The following is a 25089-nucleotide window of genomic DNA, read 5'->3' as shown; positions in this document are numbered from 1 at the left end:
TGTCATGGAGCATGTCAGTTACGCATCGGTCCTTGACTTCATGCCCGGCGCTCGAGCAGCACCCCACACTCGCAGTGGTGGGTCCAGGGGAACTGATCGAACAGGGCGAAGCGCGTGATGTCATGGGTCCGGGTCAGGCGCGCCAGGTTATCCAAAAGGGTATCCGGATTGCAGGAAATATAGACGATGCGGTCGTAGCCACTGACCTGATCGCAGCTCTCGTCATCGAGGCCCGCGCGGGGCGGGTCCACCAGTACGGTAGAGAAATCGTAGTCGTCAAGGCCCATCTCGGCCACCCGACGACCGCCCTTCTCGCCCTTCAGGGCCAGGGCGAATTCCTCGGCGGACATCCGCGCCACATGCACGTTATCGACGGCGTTGGCCGCGAGATTGGCCTTGGCCGAGGCCACCGACGTCCGCGAGATCTCGGTGGCCAGCACGCGGCGAAAGTTCTCGGCCAGCGCCACCGTGAAGTTGCCATTGCCACAGTACAGCTCGACCAGGTCGCCGTCCTGGCTTTCCCGCGTCACGTTCCGCGCCCAGGTCAGCATCGACTGGCAGATGGCGGCATTGGGCTGGGTGAAGCTGTTCTCGACCTGCTGGTAGGCAAGCTCGCGGCCCTCGACGGTGAGCCGTTCCCAGACATGATTCCGGCTAAGCACCAGGCGCTGCTTGCGCGAGCGGCCGATGATCATCACCCCGAGCCTCTGCTCCAGGGCCCGCGCCGCGGCTTCCCAGTCCTCGCCCAGGGGGCGGTGATAGATCAGCGTGATCAGCGCCTCACCGGACAAGGTGGTGAGAAAATCGACCTGGAACAGCTTGCGGCCCAGCACTGGATCCGCGCGCACCGCATCGAGCAGCGCCGGCATCAGGGCATTGATCCGCTCGCTGGCCACCGGGAACTGGTCGACCCGCACCGGGCGCTTGCGGTCGGGGCGCTCGGGGTCGGGTTCGAACATGGCATAAAAGAGCTCGTCGCCCTCGCGCCAGATGCGGAACTCGCAGCGCATCCGGTAATGGCTCGCCGGCGAGGCGAAGACCTCGAGCTCAGGCGTCGCCAGGTGCGCGAACTGGGTGATGATGCGCTGGCGCTTGGCCTCGAGTTGCTCGCCGTAGCGAGCGGGGTCGACAACGGGTACGGCCACGGAGTCTCCTTGTGAGTCGAAAATGGGTCTATCGAATGGCTAACGGGGGCAACATCGGGATGCCGTGATCGGCTCAGGCCTCGAAGGCGGTCGTCGCCGGGACGAGCCCTTGCGGGGTGGCGAAGCCATAGCCTGCTAGCGCCGCGGCCAGGGCCTCGCTCGGCGCGGTCACCCAGGCCGCCCCGGCGCCTTCGCCGCGAGGCAGCGGCGCGACTACCTGCGCGACGCGGCGAGCGATGGCGTCCCCCGAGTCGATCCAGTGGATCGGGCGCGGCGCCGCCGAGGCGAGCTCAGCCGCCAGCAGCGGAAAATGCGTGCAACCCAGCACCACGGTATCCAGTGCTGGGTCCGTCCACAGCGGCGCCAGGCAGTCGGCGACCACCCCGGCGTCCACCGGCTCGCCGGCCAGCCGTTGCTCGGCCTGGGCGACCAGGGGATCGGCGGCCACCCGCATCACCTCGCAGTCACCGGCGAAGTCCTCGATCAGGCGCCGCGTATAAGGGCGATGCACCGTCGCCGAGGTGGCCAGCAGCGCCAGATGACCACTGGCACTGGCCGCGGCCGCCGGCTTGATGGCCGGCACGGTGCCGATGACCGGAATCGTCAGGCAGGCGCGCAGGGCCTCGAGGGCCAGGGTGCTGGCGGTATTGCAGGCCACCACCAGGGCGCTGGCGTGGCTTGCCGCCACCGCCGCCTGGCAGACATCCAGAATGCGGGCCACCAGCCAGTCATCGGGCTTGGTGCCGTAGGGCAGCATGGCATTGTCGCAGGCATAGCCAAGCGCCACCTCGGGCAGGCGGCGGCGAATGGCGGCGACCACCGACAGGCCACCGACACCGGAATCGAAGATCAGTATCGGACCGCTCATGCGCGACGGCCCTTGATCGGCTGCATGGACTGGGACTCCTGGGCACCGCAGGACACGCCGGCTGAGCGCTCTCGACGGCCGTTCATGGTGACCTGTGTTGACGGGTTGCAAAGGGCTCCGGCGACCGAGCTGCGGCGCTCGAGCCCGAGTCAGCATGCGGGTCGACGACCACTTGGGCACGACGACTCGGGGCTGGCTCCATCGGAGGGGCATTCTACCCCAGCCGCAGGTCTAGGGCCGAGCCCCTGACAGGCCTTGCGCCCGCAAAAAGACCGCCGCCCGGCCAGATGGCCGGGCGGACGCAACCGCTTGCGGGTCTATTGTCACAGCCGTCGCTGAAGGGCTCGGAAGAAGCCGGCGCCACCGACCGACAGCGAGGTATCGCCGCCTACGCCACCGATCAGACCATCGGATCCGGCGCCGCGCAGAGCTCGGCATAGAGATCCGGGTAGGCCTCCTGCAGGCTCTCGAGCTTGGCCGTCGCCCCTTCGGGAAGGGACTCTGCGAGTTTCTTCAGAGCCTCGTCATCGAAGTGTTCACGAATCAGCGGAAAGAGCTCCTCGCGCTCGTCCCGCAGGTAGGCGCGGTGCGCCTCGAGATAGGCCCCCAGATCATCGGCGAAGCGATCCATGGGAATCGCCACGTCCATCAGCACCATGTCCAGGTCCTGCGAGAGGCGCATCAGGCGCTCGTGCAGGGCATGGTAATTATCGGCCAGTCGCTCGCTGAGCCCCTGGGCTTCGGGCGCCTTGTCCATCAACTCCTGACCGAAGACCCTTTCCAGGGGCACGGTGAAGCCGTCCATGTAATCGAGGATGTAATCCACCACCTCGCGCACCAGCTGGAAATCAGGCCGCTCCCCCTCCGCCAGCGTCTTGTGTTTGAGCTGCAGTACATGCAGCAGACGCGCCATGTTGGCGTGGTCCAGGCGCAATTGATTCAGCATCGGCATGACGGGACCTCCTGTGCTGTCCGGGGCGAACGTCTGTATTGTCATTGGATTCTCCGAGCGTCTCCGGGTTCGATGATCAAGCGGCGTGGGCATCGCTGACCGTCCGTGTCTTTCTCATCCATGGGGAACATCATACAAGCCGGCTCAGGTGACGCAGACGAATGGGCGGCGAGGATCTCGGCCGCCTCTCTGATACTCCAGTTGGAGGTTCCAGACGCCTCTGTGCATGCTTCTCTATCAGGCACGACGTTGGTGACCGGCCTGCAGTCAGCCTAGAATATCTAACCCTAGTGCCTCCACTGTCAGTCTGCCTAGCGCCATCAGCTATATATTTATATTTATTAGTGCTGAAAGGCGACGCCGAATCCTCTCGTCACAGGACCTGCCCATCATGGATCTCTTCAGCCAGCAGCACGCCAAGGAGCATGCCCCCCTGGCCTACCGGATGCGCCCGCGCCAGCTGAGCGACTACATCGGCCAGCAGGCCCTGGTCGGCCCCGGCAAGCCGCTGCGACGCATGGTCGAAACCGCCACGGTGCGCTCGATGATCCTGTGGGGCCCTCCGGGCGTCGGCAAGACCACCCTGGCCGAGATCCTGGCTCACGAATCCGGTGCCGAGCTCGAGCACCTGTCGGCGGTGATGGCGGGGGTCAAGGATATCCGTGCATCCGTGGAGCGGGCCGGCGTGGCTCAGGGCCAGAATCGCGGCACGCTACTGTTCCTCGACGAGATCCACCGCCTCAACAAGAGCCAGCAGGATGCCCTGCTGCCCCATGTGGAATCGGGGCTCTTGACGCTGATCGGCGCCACCACCGAGAACCCCTCCTTCGAGGTCAACTCGGCGCTGCTCTCCCGGGCCCGGGTCTATGTGCTCAAGGCGCTGGATGAGGCGGAACTGCTCGATGTGCTGCGCCAGGCCCTCGAGGATCGCGAGCGCGGCCTGGGGGCGCGGCGCATCCACGCCGAGGATGAGGTGCTCAGGCTGCTGGCCCATGCCGCCGGCGGCGATGCCCGCCGGGCGCTGGGCCTCCTCGAGACAGCCTGCGACTTCACCCTTCCCGACGGCGACGGCGAGCGGCTCGAGAAGGAGGGCCTCGCCGAGGTGCTCGGTCACCAGGCCAGCGCCTTCGATAAGCAGGGCGATCACTTCTATGACCTGCTCTCGGCCATCCACAAGTCGATCCGCTCCTCACGGGTCGATGCGGCGCTGCTCTATATTGCCCAATTCACCCAGGGCGGCGGCGACCCGCTGGACGTGATCCGGCGCCTGGCGGCGATCGCCTCGGAAGATGTCGGCAATGCCGACCCGCGGGCGCTGCCGTTGGTGATGGCCGCCTGGGATGCCTACCTGCGCCTGGGGGACTACGAGGGACAGCGGGCCATTGCCCAGGCGGCCATTCATCTGGCCGCGGCGCCCAAGAGCAACGCCATCGACCAGGCCTGGAAGCAGGCCAAGGCCTTGGCTGCCGCGCACCCGACCCTCGAAGTGCCGAGCTACCTGCGCAATGCCCCCACCAAGCTGATGGAATCCCTCGGCCACGGCCAGGGCTATCGCTACGCCCATCATGAGCCGGAGGGCTACCCGGCCGGGTCATCCCACGACTGCTGGCCGGAGGGCGCGCCACGCGCCCACCTCTATACTCCCACCGAGTATGGCCAGGAGAAGCGCTTCAAGCAGATTCTCGACTGGCGTGCCGCCCGCGACGCCCAAGCCGACCAGCAGGACTGATTCATGCAACAGCCCCTGGCCGTCAGGCGCAGGGGCTGTTGGTGTGTCTTGACATCGGCAGGCCTTGCAAGCGGGACGCTCGGTGGTCGAGCAGCCTGCCCCTCGACCACCGCTGGACCTCGCCCTAGCGGGCGGTCTCGCGGATCACGTCGGCACCCTCGGGAATCTCGAAGGCGAAACGTGCGTCATCGATGGCACCGTTCTGCGCCACGTCATCGAAGGCGATGGCCGTGCGCTGGCCGGTGCTGTCGGTCATCTGCAGCATGCCGAGCTCCTCGGCATAGAAGGTCAGCGAGAGCTCCTCGAAGAGGGTATCCGGGCTGTGGGGCTCGAGAATGAAGGTCTCCGCGGTGCCCTGCTGACGGCGCTCGACGTCATAGTTCGCGGTGAGCTCATCGGCGCTGCCCGAGAGCAGCAGCGCCGGGGTATGGGTGACCCGGGTATCCAGCGGCTGCACGGTGACCTGCTCCAGGTCGGGGTCATGCAGATAGACGTCGTCACCGTCGGACACCACCACCTGACGGTAGGGGGACTCGACCTCCCAGCGGAAGCGCCCCGGACGCGACAGCCACATGCGACCGCTGGCCTGCTGCAGGCGCTGACCGCTACCGTCGAGGATCTGCTGCTCGAAATCGGCGGCATAGGTGTTGATCGGCTCGAGCAGCTGCGTCAGGCGCTCGGCGCCTTCATCGGCCAGCGCCGAGAGCGGCATCATCAGGGCGAAGCCGAAGGTAGCAAGGCGTGTCGGTGTCATGGCGTCTCCTTGACCGGCCGTGGCCGGCGAATATGTTCCGTCTGCGCGTGCATCCTGCAAGGACGCACCACTAAGACCGGCGTCACGGCACCGGGTTGCCCCGGCGCCGTGCCTTCCTTGTTTGCTGCATGTTTCGCTGAAGGCTCTGCGGTTTGGTGTTCTGGCCAGGCCCTCCGCAACGGAGGGACAGCGTCAGTCACCCACCGGGGGCGGTGCCAGCACCTCACGGGAGCCGTTGGTGCCCATGGTCGACACGACTCCTGCGCCTTCCATGGACTCGACCAGCCGGGCCGCGCGGTTATAGCCGATCTTGAAGCGGCGCTGCACCGCCGAGATCGAGGCACGCCGGGACTCGGTCACGAACATCACCGCCTCGTCATAGAGGGTGTCCTGCTCGGCATCGTCATCGCCGCCGCCTCCATCGCCCTCGAGACCGGTCAGGGCATCCGCGGAGACGCCCCCGGAGAGGATCTCCTCTATGTACTCGGGCTCGCCGCGACGCTTCCAGTCCTCGGCCACCCGGTGCACCTCGTCGTCATCGACGAAGGCACCGTGCACACGCATCGGCAGACCCGCCCCGGCCGGCAGGTAGAGCATGTCACCGTGACCCAGCAGGTTCTCGGCGCCCCCCTGATCGAGGATGGTCCGCGAGTCGATCCGCGAGGACACCTGGAAGGCCATGCGAGTGGGGATGTTGGCCTTGATCAGGCCGGTCACCACGTCCACCGAGGGCCGCTGGGTCGCAAGGATCAGGTGGATGCCGGCGGCACGCGCCTTCTGAGCAAGACGCGCGATCAGCTCCTCGACCTTCTTGCCGACGATCATGAACATGTCGGCGAACTCGTCGATCACCACCACGATGTAGGGCAGCTTCTCGAGCACCGGCGGCGATTCATGCATCTGCCAGGGCTGCGGCTCCCACAGCGGGTCGGCGACCTGAGCCCCGGCTCGCTCCGCCTCGTCGAGCTTGGCATTGAAGCCGGCGATGTTGCGCACGCCCATCGCCGCCATCAGCTTGTAGCGCCGCTCCATCTCGGCCACGCACCAGCGCAGGGCATTGGCGGCCTCCTTCATGTCGGTAACCACCGGCGCCAGCAGGTGCGGAATGCCGTCATACACCGACAGTTCCAGCATCTTGGGGTCGACCATGATCATGCGCACTTCGTCGGGCGTGGCCTTGAGCAGCATCGAGATCAGCATGGCGTTGACCCCCACCGACTTGCCCGAACCGGTGGTGCCGGCGACCAGCAGGTGCGGCATCTTGCCGAGGTTCGCCACCACCGGGGCACCGCCGATGTCCTGGCCCAGCGCCATGGTCACCGGAGAATCTGCATCCTGGTAGCTGTCGGAATCGATGACCTCGCGCAGGCGGATCATCGCCCGATGCGGGTTGGGAATCTCGATGCCCACAGTGGGGCGCCCGGGAATGATCTCGACCACCCGCACGCTCTTGACCATCAGCGAGCGCGCCAGGTCCTTGGCCAGGTTGCTGATCTTTGAGACCTTCACCCCGGCGGCGGGCTTGATCTCGAAGCGGGTGATCACCGGCCCCGGCCAGGTGTGGACCACCTCGGCCTTGACGCCATATTCACGCAGCCGGACCTCGAGCAGCTCGGCCATCTCGGCCAACTGCTCCTCGGTGTAGTTGGGCTGATGGGCCTCGGCCGGCGTCAAGAGCCTGAGCGACGGCAGCTCCCCGTCGATATCCGGCAGGTCCTCGGCCGACGAGCGCTGGCTCTGCAGGTGCTCGACGGTCCAAAGCGCGGGTTCGTCCGGATCATCGGCCGCCGCACGGGCCTGCTCGGCGCTGGCCATGCGGGGCTCGGTGGGCGGCGCCGGTCGCGCCTCGGCCGCCTCCTCGCCGGTGGACTTCTCGGGTGTCACCTCTTCTCGGGCCTCCTCTCGAGCCGAAGGCGCCGGCGCGCTCGGGTGCTCAGGGGACGATTCGGCTTGAGGCTCGCCTCGAGACGCGGGCTGAGGTGCCACTTGCGGCTCTGCCGGCGGCACAGGGGCCGTGGCCGGGGATGGCGCCGCCTCCGGCGTCTCGGTCGGGTCAGGTTCGTCGTCCCAGTCCGCGTCCTGCCAGCTGATCATCGGCTCGCGACGGGCATGACGGGCCACGGACTGCGGCGAGGAGGCCGAGGACGCCATGGCCGGTGCGGGGCGCTCCTCCGACTCACTCGAGCGTGCCACGGCCTCCTCCGCCTGAGACGCCTCCGGAGGCCTATCAGGCGACGATTCCGGCTCAGAGGCAGGCTTCGCCGGGGCCGGAGCCGAGCCGGGCATGTCGCGCTCGGCGCGCAGCGACATACCAGCCCAGGGCGGTTCCTCGTCTTCCGGCAGTACCGGTTCGGGAATCGTCTCCGCCCGCAATGGCTCCGCCGTCGGTCGCTCGGACGGCGTGGCGCCCTCGGGAGCCTGAGGCGTCTCGACGGCCTCCGCTGCCCGTGACGAGGGCGATGGCGCGGACTGTGGGTCGGCATGAGAGGTGGGCCGCGCCTTCGCCGGTTCGGCGGGCGGGACGGTGGCGACCTTTTCCATCGGTTCGGGCGCCGGCTCCCGCATCGGGGTCGCCTGCTGTGGCGAGGCAGGCCTGGCCGCTGTGGCCAGGCGCTCGCTGTAGGCGGCACCGGGCTCCTTGGCCGACGGCGTGCGCTCGGCTACCTCCCAGGGAATGTCGGTGCCGTCATCTGGATGCCACTGCGGCTCGCGCAGTTCCGCATCGCTGGCCAACCGGGCCGCCTCGCGGTGGTGGCGACTCCAGGGCCATAGCCGCTGCCACCAGCCGGGTACCGGCGCTTCCTCCTCCTGCGCCTCGACGGGCTCTACCGGTTCGGGTTCAGAGGCCGGCGCCTCGGCCTCTGCCCGCGCCCGCTGAGCTCGATCACGACACCAGCCGACACTGCGTTGCGCCAGGTGGCCGGCCTCGTCCATGACGCTGAGCCAGGAAAGTCCGGAGAAGGGCGGAAAACCGCACAGCAGCGCCACCAGCGCCATCAGGGTGGTGCCGTGACTGCCCACCAGCGGCGTCAGGCTGCGCACCATTTCCTCGCCGATGATGCCGCCGGCAGCATAGGGCAAACCGCTTTCCGGGTTGAAGAAGTGCAGGGCGCCAAGGGTCGTGGTGCCTAGCAGCAGCAGGAAGAGCCCGCCGGTACGCACGGCGAGCCCCAGGGTGTCCCATTCCAGCCGCACCTGGCGCATGCGGCTCATCCGCCAGCCGGCGAAGCCGAGCATGCCCGGCCACCAGAGGGCACTGGCGCCGAACAGCGAATACAGCACGTCGGCCAGCCAGGCGCCCACCGGCCCCATCCAGTTGGTCACCGTGGTATCCGGGCCACTATGGGACCAGCCGGGATCCGAGGCCTGATAGCTGAACATCGCCAGCAGCAGGAAGACGCAGGCTGCCAGCAGCAGAATCACCACGCCCTCGCGGGCGGCGCCTTGCAGACGCACTCCGAAACGGCGCGCCCTCTCCTTGGCGTCGGCGGCCGCCACGCGGCGGCCGCTAGCCTTGTTCTTGACACTCAAGTCGCCTTTCCCCTTGCGCCATCTATGGCGTCTTCGTGTGTCCTACATCGACAGGCATGATACCGAGCCTTGGGGTCAGGGCACAGGGGCCAGACCACTCTTCCCGCCCACCAGGCCGACACCTCGGTCAGGCGAGGCCATGCAAGGCTTGAGGCGGGTCACGAACCCCGTCACACTGACATGAATCTTTCCCTTCGACCGACGAACACGCCTTCGCCATGCTGCCCTGGTTGCCCACCGCTCCCGTACACTTCCCTTCGCTCGCCCAGGCGCTCGATGAACCGGACGGCCTGCTCGCGGCGGGCGGCGCCCTCACCTCCGACTGGCTGATCGAGGCGTACCGGCGCGGCATCTTTCCCTGGTTCAGCGACGATCAGCCGATCCTGTGGTGGAGCCCCAGCCCGCGCATGGTGCTGTTTCCCGACGAGATCCGCATTCGCCGCAGTCTGTCCAAACGGCTGCGCAACGCAGGCTTCACCGTGACCTGGAACCACGACTTCCCGGCGGTCATCGCGGCCTGCGCCGCGCCCCGCGCCGCCGATGAGGGCACCTGGATCGGCGATGCGATGCGCGAGGCCTATGGTGAGCTGCATGCCCTGGGCTATGCCCACTCGATAGAGGTCTGGCGCAACGACCGGCTGGTCGGCGGCCTGTACGGCGTCGGCATGGGGCGGATGTTCTTCGGCGAATCGATGTTCAGCCGGGAGCCGGATGCCTCCAAGACCGCCCTGGTGCAACTGGCACGCCACCTCCAGGCGCTTGGCGGTGGCCTGATCGACTGCCAGATGCATACCCCGCACCTGGCCAGCATGGGCGCGCGGGAGATCGCTCGCCAGGAGTTCATCGACTATCTTGATCAATACATCCGAGGGGAAGAGGGCATTGCACCGCAGATGCCCCCGGAGGTTTCCGTCGGTGGCACCATTGACGAAGGGGGCCGTTGAACGTGAGCAGTCGCGCTCCGCAACAACCGGTTCGGGATCTGCGATTCTTCCTCACGGTCCCCCATGCCTGCAGCTACCTGGCGGGCCAGGAGGCGACCACACTCTTCCTGGATCCTCAGGAAGCCCCCGGGCAAGGGATCTACGACACCCTGGCCCTGCTGGGTTTCCGCCGCAGCGGTCGTCATCTCTACCGGCCCCATTGTGAGGGCTGTCGCGCCTGCGTCTCGGTGCGCATTCCGGTTGAGGACTTCGCCCCCGGCCGAAGCCAGCGCCGGCTCATGCATCGCAATGCCGACCTAACCCTTACCGAGCGCGATGCCCGTTACGACCCCGAGCACTATGCGCTCTATGCTCGCTACGTTCGGGAACGCCATGCCGACGGCGACATGTTCCCCCCGAGCCATGAGCAGTACCGCACCTTCCTGACGCTGGATCATGCCTACGCCCGTCTGCTGGAGTTCCGCCTCGGCGGCCGACTGGTGGCCGTCACCGCCATCGACCGACTGGGTCATGGCCTCTCCGCCATCTATACCTTTTTCGATCCCTCGCCGGCCCTCGCCCGCCGTTCGCTGGGCACCTTCGCGATTCTGAGCCTGATCGAGCGGGCCGCCACCGAGGACCTGCCCCATGTCTATCTGGGCTACTGGATTCGCGAATGCCGCAAGATGGACTACAAGCGCCACTTCCAGCCGCTGGAATATCTCGATGGTCGGGTCTGGCGGAGGACGATCCCGACCCCATGACGCCCCACCTCTGATCTTCTGAGCACGGCATGTTTTGCCTTGACGTCCGGCATACGGCACAATACCGCGCTATATTGATGATCGGTGCCAGCCATTGCCGTCCCAATTCCGGCCGTTCCGGCCGCGATGCCACCGGCACGGTCACCGTCGACACATCGCTTTGCTAAAACCATCATGAGGAAATGCCTATATGGCTCGTGAAGACCATATCGAAATGGAAGGCGTCATCGTCGATACGCTGCCCAACACCATGTTCCGCGTCGAACTGGAAAACGGTCACGTCGTTACCGCCCACATCTCGGGCAAGATGCGCAAGAACTACATCCGTATCCTCACCGGCGACAAGGTCAAGGTCGAGCTGACCCCCTACGACCTGTCCAAGGGCCGCATCGTCTACCGTTCCCGTTAAGCGCTTCCTCGCCAGGCTCCCTGCCTGACCCGCGAGGCCATGCCCCGCGCTGCTTTCGCCAACCGACCGGCCAAAAAAAGACGCCCCGTCATCAGACAGGGCGCCGGTCGGTGGTAGCCGGTTATATACCCGGCACCACCCGCCTTTCCCGGACTCTCTTCAGGACTCAGGGTTCTGCCAGTTCCTCCTCGGTGGCGAGATGCAACTCGTCGCTGTCCTCCTCCACGGTCACATGCACCACCCCGCCGTGCTCGGCCAGGTTGCCGAACAGGATCATCTCCGCCAGTGGCTTCTTCAGCTTCTCCTGAATCAGGCGCGCCATCGGACGGGCCCCCATCTCCGGGTCATAGCCCCGCTCGGCCAGCCAGGCGCGGGCGTCATCGGCCACATCCAGCTGGACGCGCTTCTCGTCCAGCTGCGCCTGCAGCTCGACCAGGAACTTGTCGACCACGTTGCGCACCACCGCGGCGGGCAACGCGCTGAACGGGATGATGCCATCCAGGCGGTTGCGGAACTCCGGCGAGAAGGTCTTGCGGATGACCTCCATGCCATCGGTCGAATGATCCTGGGGATTGAAGCCGATGGAACGGCGCGAGATCTGCTCGGCCCCGGCGTTCGAGGTCATGATCAGCACCACGTGACGGAAGTCCGCCTCGCGGCCGTTGTTGTCGGTCAGGCGGCCGTGATCCATGACCTGCAGCAGTAGGTTGAAGACATCCGGGTGCGCCTTCTCGATCTCGTCGAGCAGCAGCACGCAGTGTGGCTGCTTGGTGATCGCCTCGGTCAAAAGGCCGCCCTGATCGTAGCCGACATAGCCCGGCGGCGCACCGATCAAGCGCGATACGGTGTGACGCTCCATGTACTCGGACATGTCGAAGCGCACCAGCTCGACGCCCATCAGAGCAGCCAGCTGGCGGGCCACCTCGGTCTTGCCGACCCCGGTGGGACCGCTGAACAGGAAGCTGCCCACCGGCTTGTCGGGCGACTTGAGACCGGCGCGAGACAGCTTGATGGCCGCCGACAGCCCGGTGATCGCCTCGTCCTGACCGAACACCAGCATCTTCAGGTCCCGCTCGAGGTTCTCGAGCAGCTTGCGATCGGAGTTCGAGACGCTCTTCGGCGGGATCCGGGCGATAGAGGCCACCACCGCCTCGACCTGATCGACGTCGATGGTATCGACACGCACCTCCGGCGGCAGCAGCCGCTGGTGGGCGCCGGCCTCATCGATCACGTCGATGGCCTTGTCCGGCAGGTGACGATCATTGATGTACCGGTCGGCCAGCCGCGAGGCGCTCTCCAGCGCTCCATCGGTGTACTTGAGCTTGTGATGCTCCTCGAAGCGGCCGCGCAGCCCCTTGAGGATGCGAATGGTGTCCTCGACCGAGGGAGCCAGGACATCGACCTTCTGGAAACGCCGTGCCAGCGCCCGGTCCTTCTCGAAGATGCCGCGGAACTCCTGGAAGGTGGTCGAGCCGATGCAGCGCAACTCCCCCGAGGAGAGCAACGGCTTGAGCAGGTTGGACGCGTCCATCACCCCGCCGGAGGCGGCGCCGGCGCCGATCACGGTATGGATCTCGTCGATGAAGAGGATGGAGTTGGGCTGCTTCTTGAGTTCGGCCAGCAGGCTCTTCAGGCGTTTCTCGAAGTCGCCGCGGTACTTGGTACCGGCCAGCAGGGCGCCCATGTCCAGCGAGTAGACCACCGCATCGGCGATCACCTCGGGCACGTCTTCCTCGACGATCCGCTTGGCGAGCCCCTCAGCGATGGCGGTCTTGCCCACACCGGCCTCGCCCACCAGCAGCGGGTTGTTCTTGCGCCGGCGCGCGAGGATCTGCACCACGCGCTCGAGCTCATGATCGCGGCCGATCAGCGGGTCGATCTTGCCAAGGCGTGCCTGCTCGTTGAGATTGGTGGCATAGCCGGTCAGCGGATGGGCATTGCCGTCACTGACACCCTCTTCGGCGTCCTCGGCATCATGAGACGGCGAGGAGGAGGGCGACGGACCGTGCCCGGAGACCTTGGAGATCCCGTGGGCGATATAGTTGACGGCGTCCACTCGCGCCACGTTCTGCTGCTTGAGGAAGTAGACCGCCTGGCTTTCCTGCTCGGAGAAGATCGCCACCAGCACGTTGGCGCCGGTGACCTCGCTCTTGCCGGAGGACTGGACATGGAAGACCGCCCGCTGCAGTACGCGCTGGAACCCCAGGGTCGGCTGGGTTTCCCGATCGCTCTGATCCTCGGGAATCAGCGGTGTCGTGGAATTGATGAAGTCCTGCAGATCCGAGCGCAGCTTGTCCAGGTTGGCACCGCAGGCGCGCAGCACATCGGCCGCGGAGGCATTGTCCAACAGCGCCAGCAGCAAGTGTTCGACGGTCATGAATTCGTGACGCTTGGAGCGCGCCACGGTAAAGGCCGTATTCAGCGTGAGTTCGAGTTCTTTGCTCAGCATGGCAGTCCCCTTTCGCCACCTCGGGCGTCGGCCGGCAGTCGCCGGCAATTTCACCATCGGGTACATTCTCGGGATTCACAGGCTCGTGAGTCGAGCCGGTCACGCCGATCCTGCAATGGCTGTGGTCCGCTTGCCTGACAATCAGCTTGCCAGTCGTCAGTCGGCCTTGTCGATGTCGCACAGCAGCGGGTGCTGGCACTCCTTTGCATATTGATTGACTTGGTGACATTTGGTTTCCGCGATGTCACGGGTAAAGATGCCACAGGTGGCCTTGCCCTGGGTATGAACCGCCAGCATCACCTGCACCGCCTTCTCGCTATCCATGCCGAAGAAGGTCTGCAGGACCTCGACCACGAACTCCATCGGCGTGAAGTCGTCGTTGTGCAGGACCACCTTGTACATGGGCGGCGGCGCCAGATCCGGCTCGGCGCTCTGCACCGCCAGGTCACCATCTCCCTCCTCTTCGGGTCGATCCATGCCGGCGATGGCACCCTTCCCAGGCTCTTCTAGCTTGAACATATGAAGTACTACCCATTTCTACAAGCCAACCGGCATCCGGCGTCTCAACTCTGCTTGGACGCCCGACCGGCAAGCGGGTTCATTTATCAAGATGCGGCCTGTCGGGCACGCATGCAAGCACCAGACGCAAAAGGCCCCTGCCCGTCAGCCGGGCAGGGGCCATGGCACCTGGGTGCCGAAAGCGACCGAGGGCGCTTAGCCCTTGGCCACCAGGGCCAGGGCGGCGTTGAGAGTCTCGCTCGGGCGCATGGCCCGCTCGGTCAGCTCGCCATTGGGGTGGTAGTAGCCCTGGATATCCACGGACTGCCCCTGAACCCCATTGAGCTCCTCGACGATCACGGCTTCCTTGGCGTGGAACTCTTCGGCCAGCTTGCCGAACAGCGCCTTGAGCTCGGCATCCTCGTCCTGGGTGGCCAGAGCATCGGCCCAGTACATGGCCAGGTAGAAGTGGCTGCCCCGGTTGTCCAGCTCACCGACCTTGCGCGACGGCGACTTGTTGCTGTCGAGGAACTTGCCGTTGGCCTCGTCCAGCGCCTTGGCCAGCACCCGGGCCCGGGCGTTGTCGAAGGTCTTGCCGAGGTGCTCGAGGGACGCGGCCAGGGCCAGGAACTCGCCCAGGGAGTCCCAGCGCAGGTGGTTCTCCTGGATGAGCTGCTGCACGTGCTTGGGCGCGGAACCGCCGGCACCGGTCTCGAACAGGCCACCGCCGTTCATCAGCGGCACGATGGAGAGCATCTTGGCGCTGGTGCCCAGCTCCATGATCGGGAACAGGTCGGTGAGGTAGTCGCGCAGCACGTTACCGGTGACGGAGATGGTGTCCTCGCCGCGACGGATCCGCTCCAGGCTGAATTTCATGGCATCCACCGGGGCCATGATGCGGATGTCCAGGCCGCTGGTGTCATGCTCCTGAAGGTAGGTCTCGACCTTCTTGATCAGCTCGGCATCGTGGCCGCGGTTGGCGTCGAGCCAGAACACCGCCGGCGTCTCGCTGTCGCGCGCCCGGCTCACGGCCAGCTTGACCCAGTCCTTGATCGGGGCGTCCTTGGTCTGGCACATGCGCCAGATGTCGCCCTTCTCCACGGCGTGCTCGAAGACCACCTCGCCTGCATCGCTGGTGACACGCACGGTGCCGTCGGCGGGAATCTGGAAGGTCTTGTCGTGGGAGCCGTACTCCTCGGCCTTCTTGGCCATCAGGCCGACGTTGGGCACGCTGCCCATGGTGGTCGGATCGAAGGCGCCATTGGCCTTGCAGTCGTCGATGGTGGCCTGATAGATGGTGGCGTAGCAGCGATCCGGAATCACCGCCTTGGCGTCGTGCAGGGCATCGTCGGCGCCCCACATCTTGCCGGAGTCACGAATCATCGCCGGCATGGAGGCGTCGATGATCACGTCGCTGGGCACGTGCAGGTTGGTGATGCCCTTGTGGGAATCGACCATGGCCAGGGACGGACGCTCGGCGTAGAGGGCCTCGATGTCCGCCTTGATCTCTTCCTGCTTCGCGGCCGGCAGCTTGGCGATGGTGGCGTAGAGATCGCCGATGCCGTTGGTGGCATCGAAGCCGACCTCGTCCAGGGCCTCGGCGTGCTTGTCCAGCACGTCGCGATAGAACTCGTTGACCACCATGCCGAACATGATCGGGTCGGAGACCTTCATCATGGTCGCCTTGAGGTGCAGGGAAAACAGCACGCCCCGCTCCTTGGCATCGGCGATCTGCTCGGCGACGAAGGCGGACAGGGCCTTGCGGCTCATCATGGAGCCGTCGATCACCTCGCCGGCCAACACCGGCGTCTTCTCCTTGAGCACCGTAGTGGTGCCGTCCTTGCCGACCAGCTCGATCTTGACCACGCCATCGGCGGCCATGGTGGCGGACTGCTCGCTGCCGTAGAAATCGCCCTCGCTCATGCAGGCCACGTGAGACTGGGAGTCGGCGCTCCACTCGCCCATGCGGTGCGGGTACTTGCGGGCATAGTTCTTGACCGACTTGGGCGCGCGACGGTCGCTGTTGCCTTCGCGCAGCACCGGGTTCACGGCGCTGCCCTTGACCCGGTCGTAGCGCGCCTTGATGTCGCGCTCCACGTCGCTTGAGGCCTCTTCGGGATAGTCGGGCAGCTTGTAGCCCTGGCTCTGCAGCTCGCGAATGGCCGCCTTGAGCTGCGGCACCGAGGCACTGATGTTGGGCAGCTTGATGATGTTGGCTTCGGGGGTCTTGGCCAGCTCACCGAGTTCGGCCAGGTGATCGCCGAGCTGCTGCTCGTCGCTCAGGTATTCGGGAAACAGGCAGATGATGCGGCCGGCCAGGGAGATGTCCCGGGTCTCCACGCTGATACCGGCGGAGTCGGTATACGCATCGATGATCGGCAGCAGGGAATAGGTAGCCAGGGCCGGTGCTTCGTCGGTGAGCGTGTAGATAATCTTCGGCGTTGTTGACATGTTGGCGTTGATCTCTCTGGTCACTGCGGTGGCAAGAAACTGGATCGGTAGCGCGCGCTCACGATGTCCGCCTCGGGGGCTCACTGCGGCCCGCCCGGCAAGGCCATGGTGCCGGGTATGGCAGGGAACATCGGCGCCCAGCAGGTACTGTCAGCAGGCCCCGACAGAATCGAGGGCACTCCCGGTGAGCGGCCGCATTATATCAGCGCACCCGGCTCGGCGCATAAACAATAAGGGTAAGGCCCTGCCATCCCGCCCCGCTTGCCGGTAAGCTTGCCGCATGAGCACTCTCTACCTCCTCCACAAGCCCTACCGCATGCTCTCCCAGTTCACCGACGGCGAGGCAGATGGCGGCGAACGCCGGGCGACCCTGGCCGACGTGATCGACGTGCCGGGCATCTACCCGGCCGGACGCCTCGACTACGACTCCGAAGGCCTGCTGCTGCTCACCGACGATGGTGAGCTGATCCATCGCATCGCCCACCCCAAGCACAAGCAGCCCAAGACCTACTGGGTGCAGGTAGAAGGTGAACCCGATGAAGCGGCCCTCGCGGCCTTGCGCCAGGGCGTGGTGCTCAACGACGGCCCGACCCGGCCGGCCAAGGTGCGCCGCCTCGAATCTCCGCCGGTCGGCCCGCGCCAGCCGCCGGTGCGAGAGCGGCGCCAAATACCTACCCGCTGGCTGGAGCTGACCATCAGCGAGGGCCGCAATCGCCAGGTGCGACGCATGACCGCCGAGGTCGGCCACCCCACCCTGCGCCTGATTCGCGCGGCGATCGGCCCCTGGCGCCTGGACGACCTGGCCCCCGGCGAATGGCGCCAGGAAACGCTGCATGCGCCCGCCAAGCCGCGGCGCGCTGGCGAAAGAAGCAAGGGGGCAAGCAAGGGAGAAAAGGAGAAAGGCGCCAGGGGCCCGAACCGCCAGGCCCGACACGGCAAGCCTCCGCGGAGGTCACGATGAGTCGCTGGGCGCCGCGGGTCACGGTGGCCACCGTGGTCGAGCGCGCCGGCCGCTTCCTGATGGTCGAGGAGGCCCGCGGCGGCCCCCAGACGCTCTTCAATCAGCCCGCCGGCCACCTGGAGCCCGGCGAAGGGATACGCGCCGCCGCCGAGCGCGAGGTCCGTGAGGAGACTGCCTGGCACGTGGGCATCACCGACTACCTGGGCCTCTATGTCTATCAGGCGCCGGATGGCCTGACCTTTCACAGTCACGGCTTTGCCGGCATGGCGCTGGCGCACCTCGGCAATGATCTGGACCCAGACATCCTGGCGACCCACTGGCTGACTCTCGAGGAGCTGGAAATCCTGGAACAGGCCGGGCGCCTGAAAAGCCCGCTGGTGATGCGGCGCATCCGTGATGTGACGCGTGGCCGCAGCTTTCCGCTGGACGTGATCCAGGAACGCTGATCCAGGGGCAGGCCGAAAGGGGCACCGCTGGCGCCACCCCCACGCGGCTCCTGGGCTGGCGCAAGGGAGGTCGAAGCGGCCTGCCACTATCGTGTATAATCCCCGCCCATTTAACGCCACCCCATTCCCCTCATGACGTCGAGAGCGCCTATGTCAGTTGCTGCGTCAGTTGCTGCCGGATCATCCGCCGCGCACGCCCCGGCGGCGGGCAAGGTCATCGTCGGCATGTCCGGCGGTGTCGATTCCTCCGTGTCCGCCCTCCTGCTCATGGAGCAGGGCTACCAGGTCGAAGGCCTGTTCATGAAGAACTGGGACGAGGACGACGGCACCGAATACTGCACCGCCAAGGAAGATCTGGCGGATGCGCAGGCGGTCTGCGACAAGCTCGGCATCAAGCTGCACACCGCCAACTTCGCCGCCGAGTACTGGGATAACGTCTTCGAGCATTTCCTTGCCGAGTACCAGGCCGGGCGCACGCCGAACCCCGACATCCTGTGTAACCGCGAAATCAAGTTCAAGGTGTTCCTCGAGTACGCCGAAATGCTCGGCGCCGAGAAGATCGCCACCGGCCACTATGTCCGCGGGGGCGTGCGGGGCGGCCGACCGCGCCTGCTCAAGGGCCTCGACACCAACAAGGACCAGAGCTACTTCCTGCATGCCGTGCCGGAAGCCGCCATCGCCCGCACCCTGTTCCCGGTGGGCGAGCTGGAGAAGCCCGAGGTGCGCGCCATCGCCGAGCGCCACGACCTGGTGACCGCCCGCAAGAAGGATTCCACCGGCATCTGCTTCATCGGCGAGCGGCGCTTCTCCGACTTCCTGCGCCAGTACCTGCCCGCCCAGCCCGGCGTCATCGAGACCCCCGAGGGCGAGGTGATCGGCGAGCACATCGGCCTGATGTACTACACCCTGGGTCAGCGCCAGGGGCTCGGCATCGGCGGCCTGCCCAATCACCCGGACGCCCCCTGGTACGTGGCGCACAAGGATCTCGCACGCAACGTGCTGATCGCCGTGCAGGGCAAGCACCATGACCTGCTCTACAGCAATATCCTGGCCACCGAGCCGATGGACTGGGTGGCCGGCGAGGCGCCCCTCGCCGAGGGGCGCTTCACGGCCAAGACCCGCTATCGCCAGGAGGATGTCGCCTGCAGCATGCGCACCCGCGAGGACGGCGGCGTCGAGGTCATCTTCGACGAGCCCCAGCGCGCCGTGACTCCCGGCCAGTCTCTGGTGCTCTACGACGGCGAGATCTGTCTCGGCGGCGGGGTGATTCGCGAGACCTGGCAGGACAAGGAGCGTCGCTCATGACCACCCCGATTCATCGCGCTCCAGACTCCCCGATCAGCCGCCAGGTGCTGGCCTTGGCCGGCGTCTTCCAGGCCGCCGTGGTGGTCGACGAACTGGCCCGCACCGGCCAGGTCGACGAACGGGCCTGGCAGACGCTGATCCGCGCCACCGTCGACACCGACCCGGAAAGCTTCGAGGCCATCTACGGCGGCCATCCCAATCACCTGCGCCAGGGTCTCGATACCCTGAGCGCCGTGGTCGGCAAGCGCCAGGCCAATCCGGTGGTGTTGCGCTACGGTTTCTCCCTGCTGCTGCTGTCCCAGAAGCTGCGCAAGAACCCGCAGATGATGGACACCCTCGGCACCCGCCTGACCCGTGTTCAGAGCCAGGCGGGACACTTCGGCGACACCCACGAGAACGTGGTGGCGAGCCTTGGCGAGATCTACCAGGACACCATCTCGACCTTCCGTTACCGCATCGTGGTCCAGGGCGAACCGAGCCTTCTGCAGCAGCGCATGATGCCGGAGCGAGTGCGGGCCGCCCTGCTGGCCGGCGTGCGCTTCGCCCTGCTGTGGCATCAGCAGGGCGGCCGGCGCTGGAAGCTGATCTTCCAGCGCGGCGCCATGCGGCGCGCCCTCGACGAGTTCGGCTAGCCCTGGTTCCTGATGCAGGGTTCCTGATTCCTGGCCCCCGGTTCCAAGCCCCCCTTTTTCCTCACCGCACTGGATGACTGTCATGCAACTCTCTGCTCTCACTGCCCTCTCTCCCGTCGACGGCCGCTACGGCTCCAAGACCGAAGCCCTGCGCGAGCACTTCAGCGAGTTCGGCCTGATCCGCGCCCGTGTCACCGTCGAGGTGCGCTGGCTGCAGCGCCTGGCCGCCCATGACGGCATCAAGGAAGTGCCGGCCCTCTCGGCCGATGCCAATGCCTGGCTTAACGCCATCGTTTCAGACTTCAGCGTCGAGGATGCCCAGCGCATCAAGGACATCGAGCGCACCACCAACCATGACGTCAAGGCGGTCGAGTACTTCCTGAAGGAGAAGGTCGAGGGCAATGCCGAGCTCAACGCCGTCACCGAGTTCATCCACTTCGCCTGCACCAGCGAGGACATCAACAACCTGTCCCACGCGCTGATGCTGCGCGGCGGCCTGAAGGATGTGCTGCTGCCGGTCATGCATGAGGTCACCGAGGCCATCGTCGCCCTGGCCCACCAGCACGCCGACCAGCCGATGCTGTCGCGCACCCATGGCCAGACGGCGAGCCCCACTACCTTGGGCAAGGAGATGGCCAACGTCGCCGCGCGCCTGCGCCGCCAGCTCACGCAGATCGAAGCCGTCGAGCTGCTCGGCAAGATCAACGGTGCGGTAGGCAACTACAACGCCCACCTGGCGACCTACCCGAGCATCGACTGGGCAGCCAACGCCGAGACCTTCGTCTCCGAGCTGGGGCTGACCTTCAACCCCTACACCACCCAGATCGAGCCCCACGACTACATCGCCGAGCTGTTCGACGCGGTGTGTCGCTTCAACACCATCCTGATCGACTTCGATCGCGACGTCTGGGGCTATATCTCGCTGGGGTACTTCAAGCAGCGCACCGTGGCCGGCGAGATCGGCTCATCGACCATGCCCCACAAGGTCAACCCGATCGACTTCGAGAACTCCGAGGGCAACTTGGGCATCGCCAATGCCGTGCTGACCCATCTGGCGCAGAAGCTGCCGATCTCCCGCTGGCAGCGCGACCTGACCGATTCCACCGTGCTGCGTAACCTCGGCACCGGTCTGGCGCAGGGCCTGATCGCCTACCAGGCGACCCTCAAGGGCATCAGCAAGCTCGAGGCCAACCCGGAACGCCTCGACGCCGACCTGGACAACAGCTGGGAAGTGCTGGCCGAGCCGATCCAGACCGTGATGCGTCGCTACGGCATCGAGAAGCCCTACGAGAAGCTCAAGGAGCTGACCCGCGGCAAGCGCATCGACCAGGTCGGCTTCGCCACCTTCATCGAGACGCTGGAGCTGCCGGCCGAGGTCAAGACCGAGCTCAAGGCCATGAGCCCGGCCACCTATATCGGCAACGCCGCGGCCCAGGCCAAGGCGCTTTAAGCCGGTAAGACTCTCGCCCGGTCACCCACCCATTGCGTCACTGAACAGGCGCTGGCTCGCGCCAGCGCCTGTTTGTATTTATCTGAGGACACCACACCATGCCTGCCGACACGCCCCTGCCCATGCTGGGCGGCCTCAGCGCCGCCGACTTCCTCGGCCAGTACTGGCAGCGCAAGCCGCTGCTGATCCGCGGCGCCTTCCCGGAGATCGAGAGCCCGCTATCGCCGGACGAGCTCGCCGGCCTTGCCTGCGAGGAGCGCATCGAGGCGCGCCTGGTCGAGGAACACGGCCGCGACGGCCAGGGCAACCCTCAGCCCTGGCAGGTCAGCCACGGTCCCTTCGACGAGGCCACCTTCGCGCGGCTGCCCGAGCGGGACTGGAGCCTGCTGGTCCAGGCCGTGGATCACTACGTGCCCGAGGTCGCCGAGCTGCTGGAGGCCTTCAGCTTCCTGCCCCGCTGGCGGCTCGACGACATCATGATCAGCTACGCCCCGCCGGGGGGCAGCGTCGGCCCCCACGTCGATCAGTACGACGTCTTCCTGCTCCAGGCCAGTGGCCAGCGCCGCTGGCAGCTGGGCGGTGCCGTGCCCGAGGATGCACCGATCATCGAGGGCATCGATCTGCGCATTCTCGAGCACTTCGAGGTGACCCCGGGTAAGGACTGGGTACTGGAGCCCGGCGACATGCTCTACCTGCCGCCGGGCCACGCTCACCACGGCGTCAGCCAGTCCGAGGACTGCATGACGGTCTCGGTGGGCTTTCGGGCATTGTCCGCCGACGAGGCCGTGACCTCCTTCGCCGACTATGTGGGCGAGACCCTGCCGGCCTCCAAGCGCTACAGCGATGCAGGCATGGCCCCGCCCGCCGATGCCGGCGAACTGAACGACGAGGCGCTTGAACGCATGCGGGCACTGATCCTCGAGACCCTCGACGATCCCGCCCAGCTGGCCCAGTGGTTCGGCCGGGTGATGACTCAGCCCAAGTACGTCGATCAGTTGGTGCCACTGGAAGAACCGACCCCGGCGGAGGCGCTCATCGCCGACCTCGAGGCCGGCGGCCAGCTGGAGCGTACCCTGGGCTCGCGCTTCGCCTGGCGCGCGCTGGACGAGACGCATGCGACCCTGTTCGTCGACGGCGACGGCCTGCCCTGTTCGCCGGGCCTGGCGCGCGCACTGGCCTCGAACGCGACCATCGACGCCGCGCTGCTCGCGCATCCCGGCGCCGCGGCGCTCATCGCCGGCCTGCTCGATCGCGGCAGCCTGAGCTGGCCCGGCGATGACGAGCTCGACGAGGACGATGTTGAGGACGAGGCATGAGCACACCCGCCGACGACCTGGTCCTCCAGCAGGGCAGCTGGGACGAGCTGGGTGACATCGCCGGCGAGATCCGCCGGGTGGTGTTCATCGTGGAACAGGCCGTGCCTCAGCACGAGGAATGGGACGGCCGCGATCCCGACTGCCTGCATGTCCTGGCCTGGCGCGGCACAACCGCGCTGGGCACCGCGCGCCTCCTGCCCGACGGCCATATCGGACGCGTCGCGGTGCTGGCCGAGGCCCGTGGCCTCGGCATCGGCGTGGCACTGATGCAGGCCACCATCGAGGCCGCTCGGCAACGTGGCCACGCTCGGGTGGAGCTCGCCGCCCAGCTTCAGGCGCTTGCCTTCTACGAGCGCCTGGGGTTCGTCGCCTTCGATGACGACTTTCTCGACGCCGGTATACCGCACCGCAATATGCGCCTGGAACTAGGCGACTGATTCAAAAGCCCTTCCCGCCTTCCCCGACAGAAGACTACAGCCCGTGGCCGAAAAAGCCCGGGCTTGTAGTCTTACTACAACGCCCTTTACCGCTAAGTAACAATGGCTGAGCCGCGTCATTATGGGCCATAGTCCTTATCAGGACGGCATTAAAACAATCGTTTTACATCCCGGCACATGCCCGCCGATTGCAACAGGTTTGATGCCCAGTCCCTTCGACCAAGGCAGCACAGACAAGACCGACTGCCTGACCAACGCTTGAAGTATCCTGCAGTGCAGCATCCCTCGACTGACGAGTCTTGCTGCCACCAGGCATCACCGACCGATGAGGATGGCCCCATGTCAGCATACCAAGATGCACTCCAGACCCTGACCGCCCTGCGCGAGGCCCAAGGCGGCAAGTGGGACACCATCAACCCCGAGTATGCGGCGCGCATGAAGACCCAGAACCGCTTTCGTACCGGGCTGGAGATCGCCCGCTACACCGCCGGCATCATGCGCCGCGACATGGCCGCCTACGACGCCGATACCAGCCAGTACACCCAGTCGCTGGGCTGCTGGCACGGTTTCATCGGGCAGCAGAAGATGCTGGCGGTGAAGCGCCACCACGGCACCACTGCCAAGCGCTACCTCTACCTGTCGGGCTGGATGGTGGCGGCGCTGCGCTCCGAGTTCGGCCCGCTGCCGGATCAGTCGATGCACGAGAAGACCAGCGTGCCGGCGCTGATCGAGGAGCTCTACACCTTCCTGCGCCAGGCCGATGCCCGGGAGCTGGGCCACCTGTTCAAGGCGCTGGACGAGGCCCGCGCCGAGAACGATGAGGTCAAGGCGCGAGGCGTGCAGGACAAGATCGATCACTTCGAGACTCATGTGGTGCCGATCATCGCCGATATCGATGCCGGTTTCGGCAACGAGGAGGCCACCTACCTGCTGGCCAAAAAGATGATCGAGGCCGGCGCCTGCTGCATCCAGATCGAGAACCAGGTCTCGGATGCCAAACAGTGCGGCCATCAGGCCGGCAAGGTCACCGTGCCCCACGAGGACTTCCTCTCAAAGATCAATGCCGTGCGCTACGCCTTCCTGGAACTCGGCGTCGACGACGGCGTGATCGTCGCCCGCACCGATTCCCTGGGCGCCGGCCTGACCCAGAAGATCCCGGTCTCCCGGGAGCCCGGCGACCTGGCCAGCCAGTACAACCGCTTCCTCGAGACGACCCCGGTCGAATCGGCGGACGACGTCGCCGAGGGCGACACCCTGATCAAGCTCGACGGCGAACTGAGAAAGCCGGTGCGCCTGGCCAACGGCCTCTACCAGTTCAAGCCAGGCAGCGGCGAGGATCGGGTGGTGCTGGATTGCATCACCTCGCTGCAGCACGGGGCGGATCTTCTGTGGATCGAGACCGAGAAGCCCCATGTCGGACAGATCGCCGGCATGGTCAACCGCATCCGCGAGGTGTGCCCGGATGCCAAGCTGGTCTACAACAACTCGCCCTCCTTCAACTGGACGCTCAACTTCCGCCAGCAGGTCTTCGACGCCTGGGAGCAGGAGGGACGCGATGTCAGCGCCTACGACCGCGCCGAACTGATGAAGGCGGCCTACGATGAGAGCGAACTGGCCAAGGTCGCCGACGACTGGACCCGCGACTTCCAGCGCGACGCTGCTCGCGAGGCCGGCATCTTCCACCACCTGATCACCCTGCCGACCTATCACACCGCGGCCCTGTCCACCGATGACCTGGCCCGGGGCTACTTCGGCGAGGAGGGCATGCTGGCCTACGTGGCGGGCGTGCAGCGCCAGGAGATCCGCAAGGGCCTGGCCTGCGTCAAGCACCAGGACATGGCCGGCTCCAACCTCGGTGACGATCACAAGGAATACTTCTCCGGCGAGGGCGCCCTGAAGGCCGGCGGCAAGGACAACACCATGAACCAGTTCGCCTGAGCGGCGAGCGGCACTTGACCGCCTCCGGGGAGGCCTTGGCCTCCCCTTTTTCGTGCGCGCAGGGTCGACGAATCCAGGGCCCGATGAAGGATACCGACAGGATCGCCGAGGTTCACCGCCTCTTGTAGTCG

General features: G+C 66.2%; 20 protein-coding genes. 12 read left to right on the top strand and 8 right to left on the bottom strand.

Annotation, left to right across the window (positions count from 1 at the left end):
* Positions 1-38: 38 nt before the first annotated feature.
* From trmA to IEJ03_RS03660, 3 genes are all read right to left on the bottom strand, one after another.
* Positions 39-1145, bottom strand: coding sequence for a tRNA (uridine(54)-C5)-methyltransferase TrmA (gene trmA, locus IEJ03_RS03670; protein ID WP_192036361.1), 1107 nt, complete (start codon positions 1143-1145; stop codon positions 39-41).
* Positions 1146-1218: 73 nt separating this feature from the next.
* Positions 1219-2013 carry a glutamate racemase gene (gene murI, locus IEJ03_RS03665; RefSeq protein ID WP_192036360.1) on the bottom strand — a complete coding sequence of 265 codons (795 nt, stop codon included), beginning with the start codon at positions 2011-2013 and terminating at the stop codon, positions 1219-1221.
* A gap of 400 nt (positions 2014-2413) precedes the next feature.
* Positions 2414-2959, bottom strand: a complete 546-nt coding sequence (locus tag IEJ03_RS03660; protein WP_192037164.1) for a hemerythrin domain-containing protein — start codon at positions 2957-2959, stop codon at positions 2414-2416.
* Positions 2960-3356: 397 nt separating this feature from the next.
* Here IEJ03_RS03660 and IEJ03_RS03655 point away from each other — a divergent pair, with 397 nt between their 5' ends.
* On the top strand, positions 3357-4694 hold the full coding sequence (locus IEJ03_RS03655; RefSeq protein WP_192036359.1) for a replication-associated recombination protein A: 1338 nt from the start codon (positions 3357-3359) through the stop codon (positions 4692-4694).
* Between the two features lie 124 nt (positions 4695-4818).
* Here IEJ03_RS03655 and lolA read toward each other — a convergent pair whose 3' ends face one another.
* Positions 4819-5448: an outer membrane lipoprotein chaperone LolA gene (gene lolA, locus IEJ03_RS03650; protein WP_192036358.1), complete on the bottom strand. Its 630-nt coding sequence runs from the start codon at positions 5446-5448 to the stop codon at positions 4819-4821.
* 192 nt (positions 5449-5640) lie between these two features.
* Entirely contained in the window at positions 5641-8979 is a 3339-nt protein-coding gene (locus IEJ03_RS15875; protein ID WP_242458041.1) for a DNA translocase FtsK 4TM domain-containing protein, read from the bottom strand.
* A gap of 218 nt (positions 8980-9197) precedes the next feature.
* On the opposite strand from IEJ03_RS15875, the gene aat reads away from it, so the two are divergent.
* The 3 genes from aat to infA all read left to right on the top strand — a co-directional run bounded on the left by aat (position 9198) and on the right by infA (position 11075).
* On the top strand, positions 9198-9923 hold the full coding sequence (aat, locus tag IEJ03_RS03640) for a leucyl/phenylalanyl-tRNA--protein transferase (protein ID WP_192036357.1): 726 nt from the start codon (positions 9198-9200) through the stop codon (positions 9921-9923).
* A gap of 2 nt (positions 9924-9925) precedes the next feature.
* Positions 9926-10666 carry an arginyltransferase gene (locus IEJ03_RS03635; protein ID WP_192036356.1) on the top strand — a complete coding sequence of 247 codons (741 nt, stop codon included), beginning with the start codon at positions 9926-9928 and terminating at the stop codon, positions 10664-10666.
* 190 nt (positions 10667-10856) lie between these two features.
* Entirely contained in the window at positions 10857-11075 is a 219-nt protein-coding gene (infA, locus tag IEJ03_RS03630) for a translation initiation factor IF-1 (RefSeq protein WP_007111068.1), read from the top strand.
* A gap of 166 nt (positions 11076-11241) precedes the next feature.
* On the opposite strand, the gene clpA is transcribed toward infA, so the two are convergent.
* The 3 genes from clpA to IEJ03_RS03615 all read right to left on the bottom strand — a co-directional run bounded on the left by clpA (position 11242) and on the right by IEJ03_RS03615 (position 16473).
* On the bottom strand, positions 11242-13524 hold the full coding sequence (gene clpA, locus IEJ03_RS03625) for an ATP-dependent Clp protease ATP-binding subunit ClpA (protein WP_192036355.1): 2283 nt from the start codon (positions 13522-13524) through the stop codon (positions 11242-11244).
* 156 nt (positions 13525-13680) lie between these two features.
* Positions 13681-14001 carry an ATP-dependent Clp protease adapter ClpS gene (gene clpS / locus IEJ03_RS03620; RefSeq protein ID WP_242458040.1) on the bottom strand — a complete coding sequence of 107 codons (321 nt, stop codon included), beginning with the start codon at positions 13999-14001 and terminating at the stop codon, positions 13681-13683.
* Between the two features lie 237 nt (positions 14002-14238).
* Positions 14239-16473 carry an NADP-dependent isocitrate dehydrogenase gene (locus tag IEJ03_RS03615; protein ID WP_192036353.1) on the bottom strand — a complete coding sequence of 745 codons (2235 nt, stop codon included), beginning with the start codon at positions 16471-16473 and terminating at the stop codon, positions 14239-14241.
* Positions 16474-16753: 280 nt separating this feature from the next.
* Between IEJ03_RS03615 and IEJ03_RS03610 the strand changes: the two genes are divergently transcribed.
* The 8 genes from IEJ03_RS03610 to IEJ03_RS03575 all read left to right on the top strand — a co-directional run bounded on the left by IEJ03_RS03610 (position 16754) and on the right by IEJ03_RS03575 (position 24958).
* On the top strand, positions 16754-17434 hold the full coding sequence (locus tag IEJ03_RS03610; RefSeq protein WP_192036352.1) for a pseudouridine synthase: 681 nt from the start codon (positions 16754-16756) through the stop codon (positions 17432-17434).
* Positions 17431-17880, top strand: coding sequence for an NUDIX domain-containing protein (locus IEJ03_RS03605; RefSeq protein ID WP_192036351.1), 450 nt, complete (start codon positions 17431-17433; stop codon positions 17878-17880). Before IEJ03_RS03610 ends, IEJ03_RS03605 begins: the two co-directional genes overlap by 4 nt.
* Before the next feature lie 150 nt (positions 17881-18030).
* Positions 18031-19185, top strand: a complete 1155-nt coding sequence (mnmA, locus tag IEJ03_RS03600) for a tRNA 2-thiouridine(34) synthase MnmA (protein WP_192036350.1) — start codon at positions 18031-18033, stop codon at positions 19183-19185.
* Positions 19182-19817, top strand: a complete 636-nt coding sequence (gene hflD / locus IEJ03_RS03595; RefSeq protein WP_192036349.1) for a high frequency lysogenization protein HflD — start codon at positions 19182-19184, stop codon at positions 19815-19817. Before mnmA ends, hflD begins: the two co-directional genes overlap by 4 nt.
* A gap of 82 nt (positions 19818-19899) precedes the next feature.
* Entirely contained in the window at positions 19900-21267 is a 1368-nt protein-coding gene (gene purB, locus IEJ03_RS03590) for an adenylosuccinate lyase (protein WP_192036348.1), read from the top strand.
* A gap of 98 nt (positions 21268-21365) precedes the next feature.
* A complete protein-coding gene (locus tag IEJ03_RS03585) occupies positions 21366-22583 on the top strand; it encodes a cupin domain-containing protein (RefSeq protein ID WP_192036347.1) in 1218 nt (405 codons plus the stop codon).
* A complete protein-coding gene (locus IEJ03_RS03580; protein WP_192036346.1) occupies positions 22580-23020 on the top strand; it encodes a GNAT family N-acetyltransferase in 441 nt (146 codons plus the stop codon). The genes IEJ03_RS03585 and IEJ03_RS03580 overlap by 4 nt, the downstream gene beginning before the upstream one ends.
* A 339-nt stretch (positions 23021-23359) precedes the next feature.
* On the top strand, positions 23360-24958 hold the full coding sequence (locus IEJ03_RS03575; protein ID WP_192036345.1) for an isocitrate lyase: 1599 nt from the start codon (positions 23360-23362) through the stop codon (positions 24956-24958).
* Positions 24959-25089: the final 131 nt, after the last annotated feature.

The organism is Halomonas sp. YLGW01 (assembly GCF_014840935.1).
Taxonomy (GTDB): domain Bacteria; phylum Pseudomonadota; class Gammaproteobacteria; order Pseudomonadales; family Halomonadaceae; genus Onishia.
Note: the sequence above shows the minus strand (reverse complement) of the source record. Positions and strands in the feature narration are given on the sequence as shown.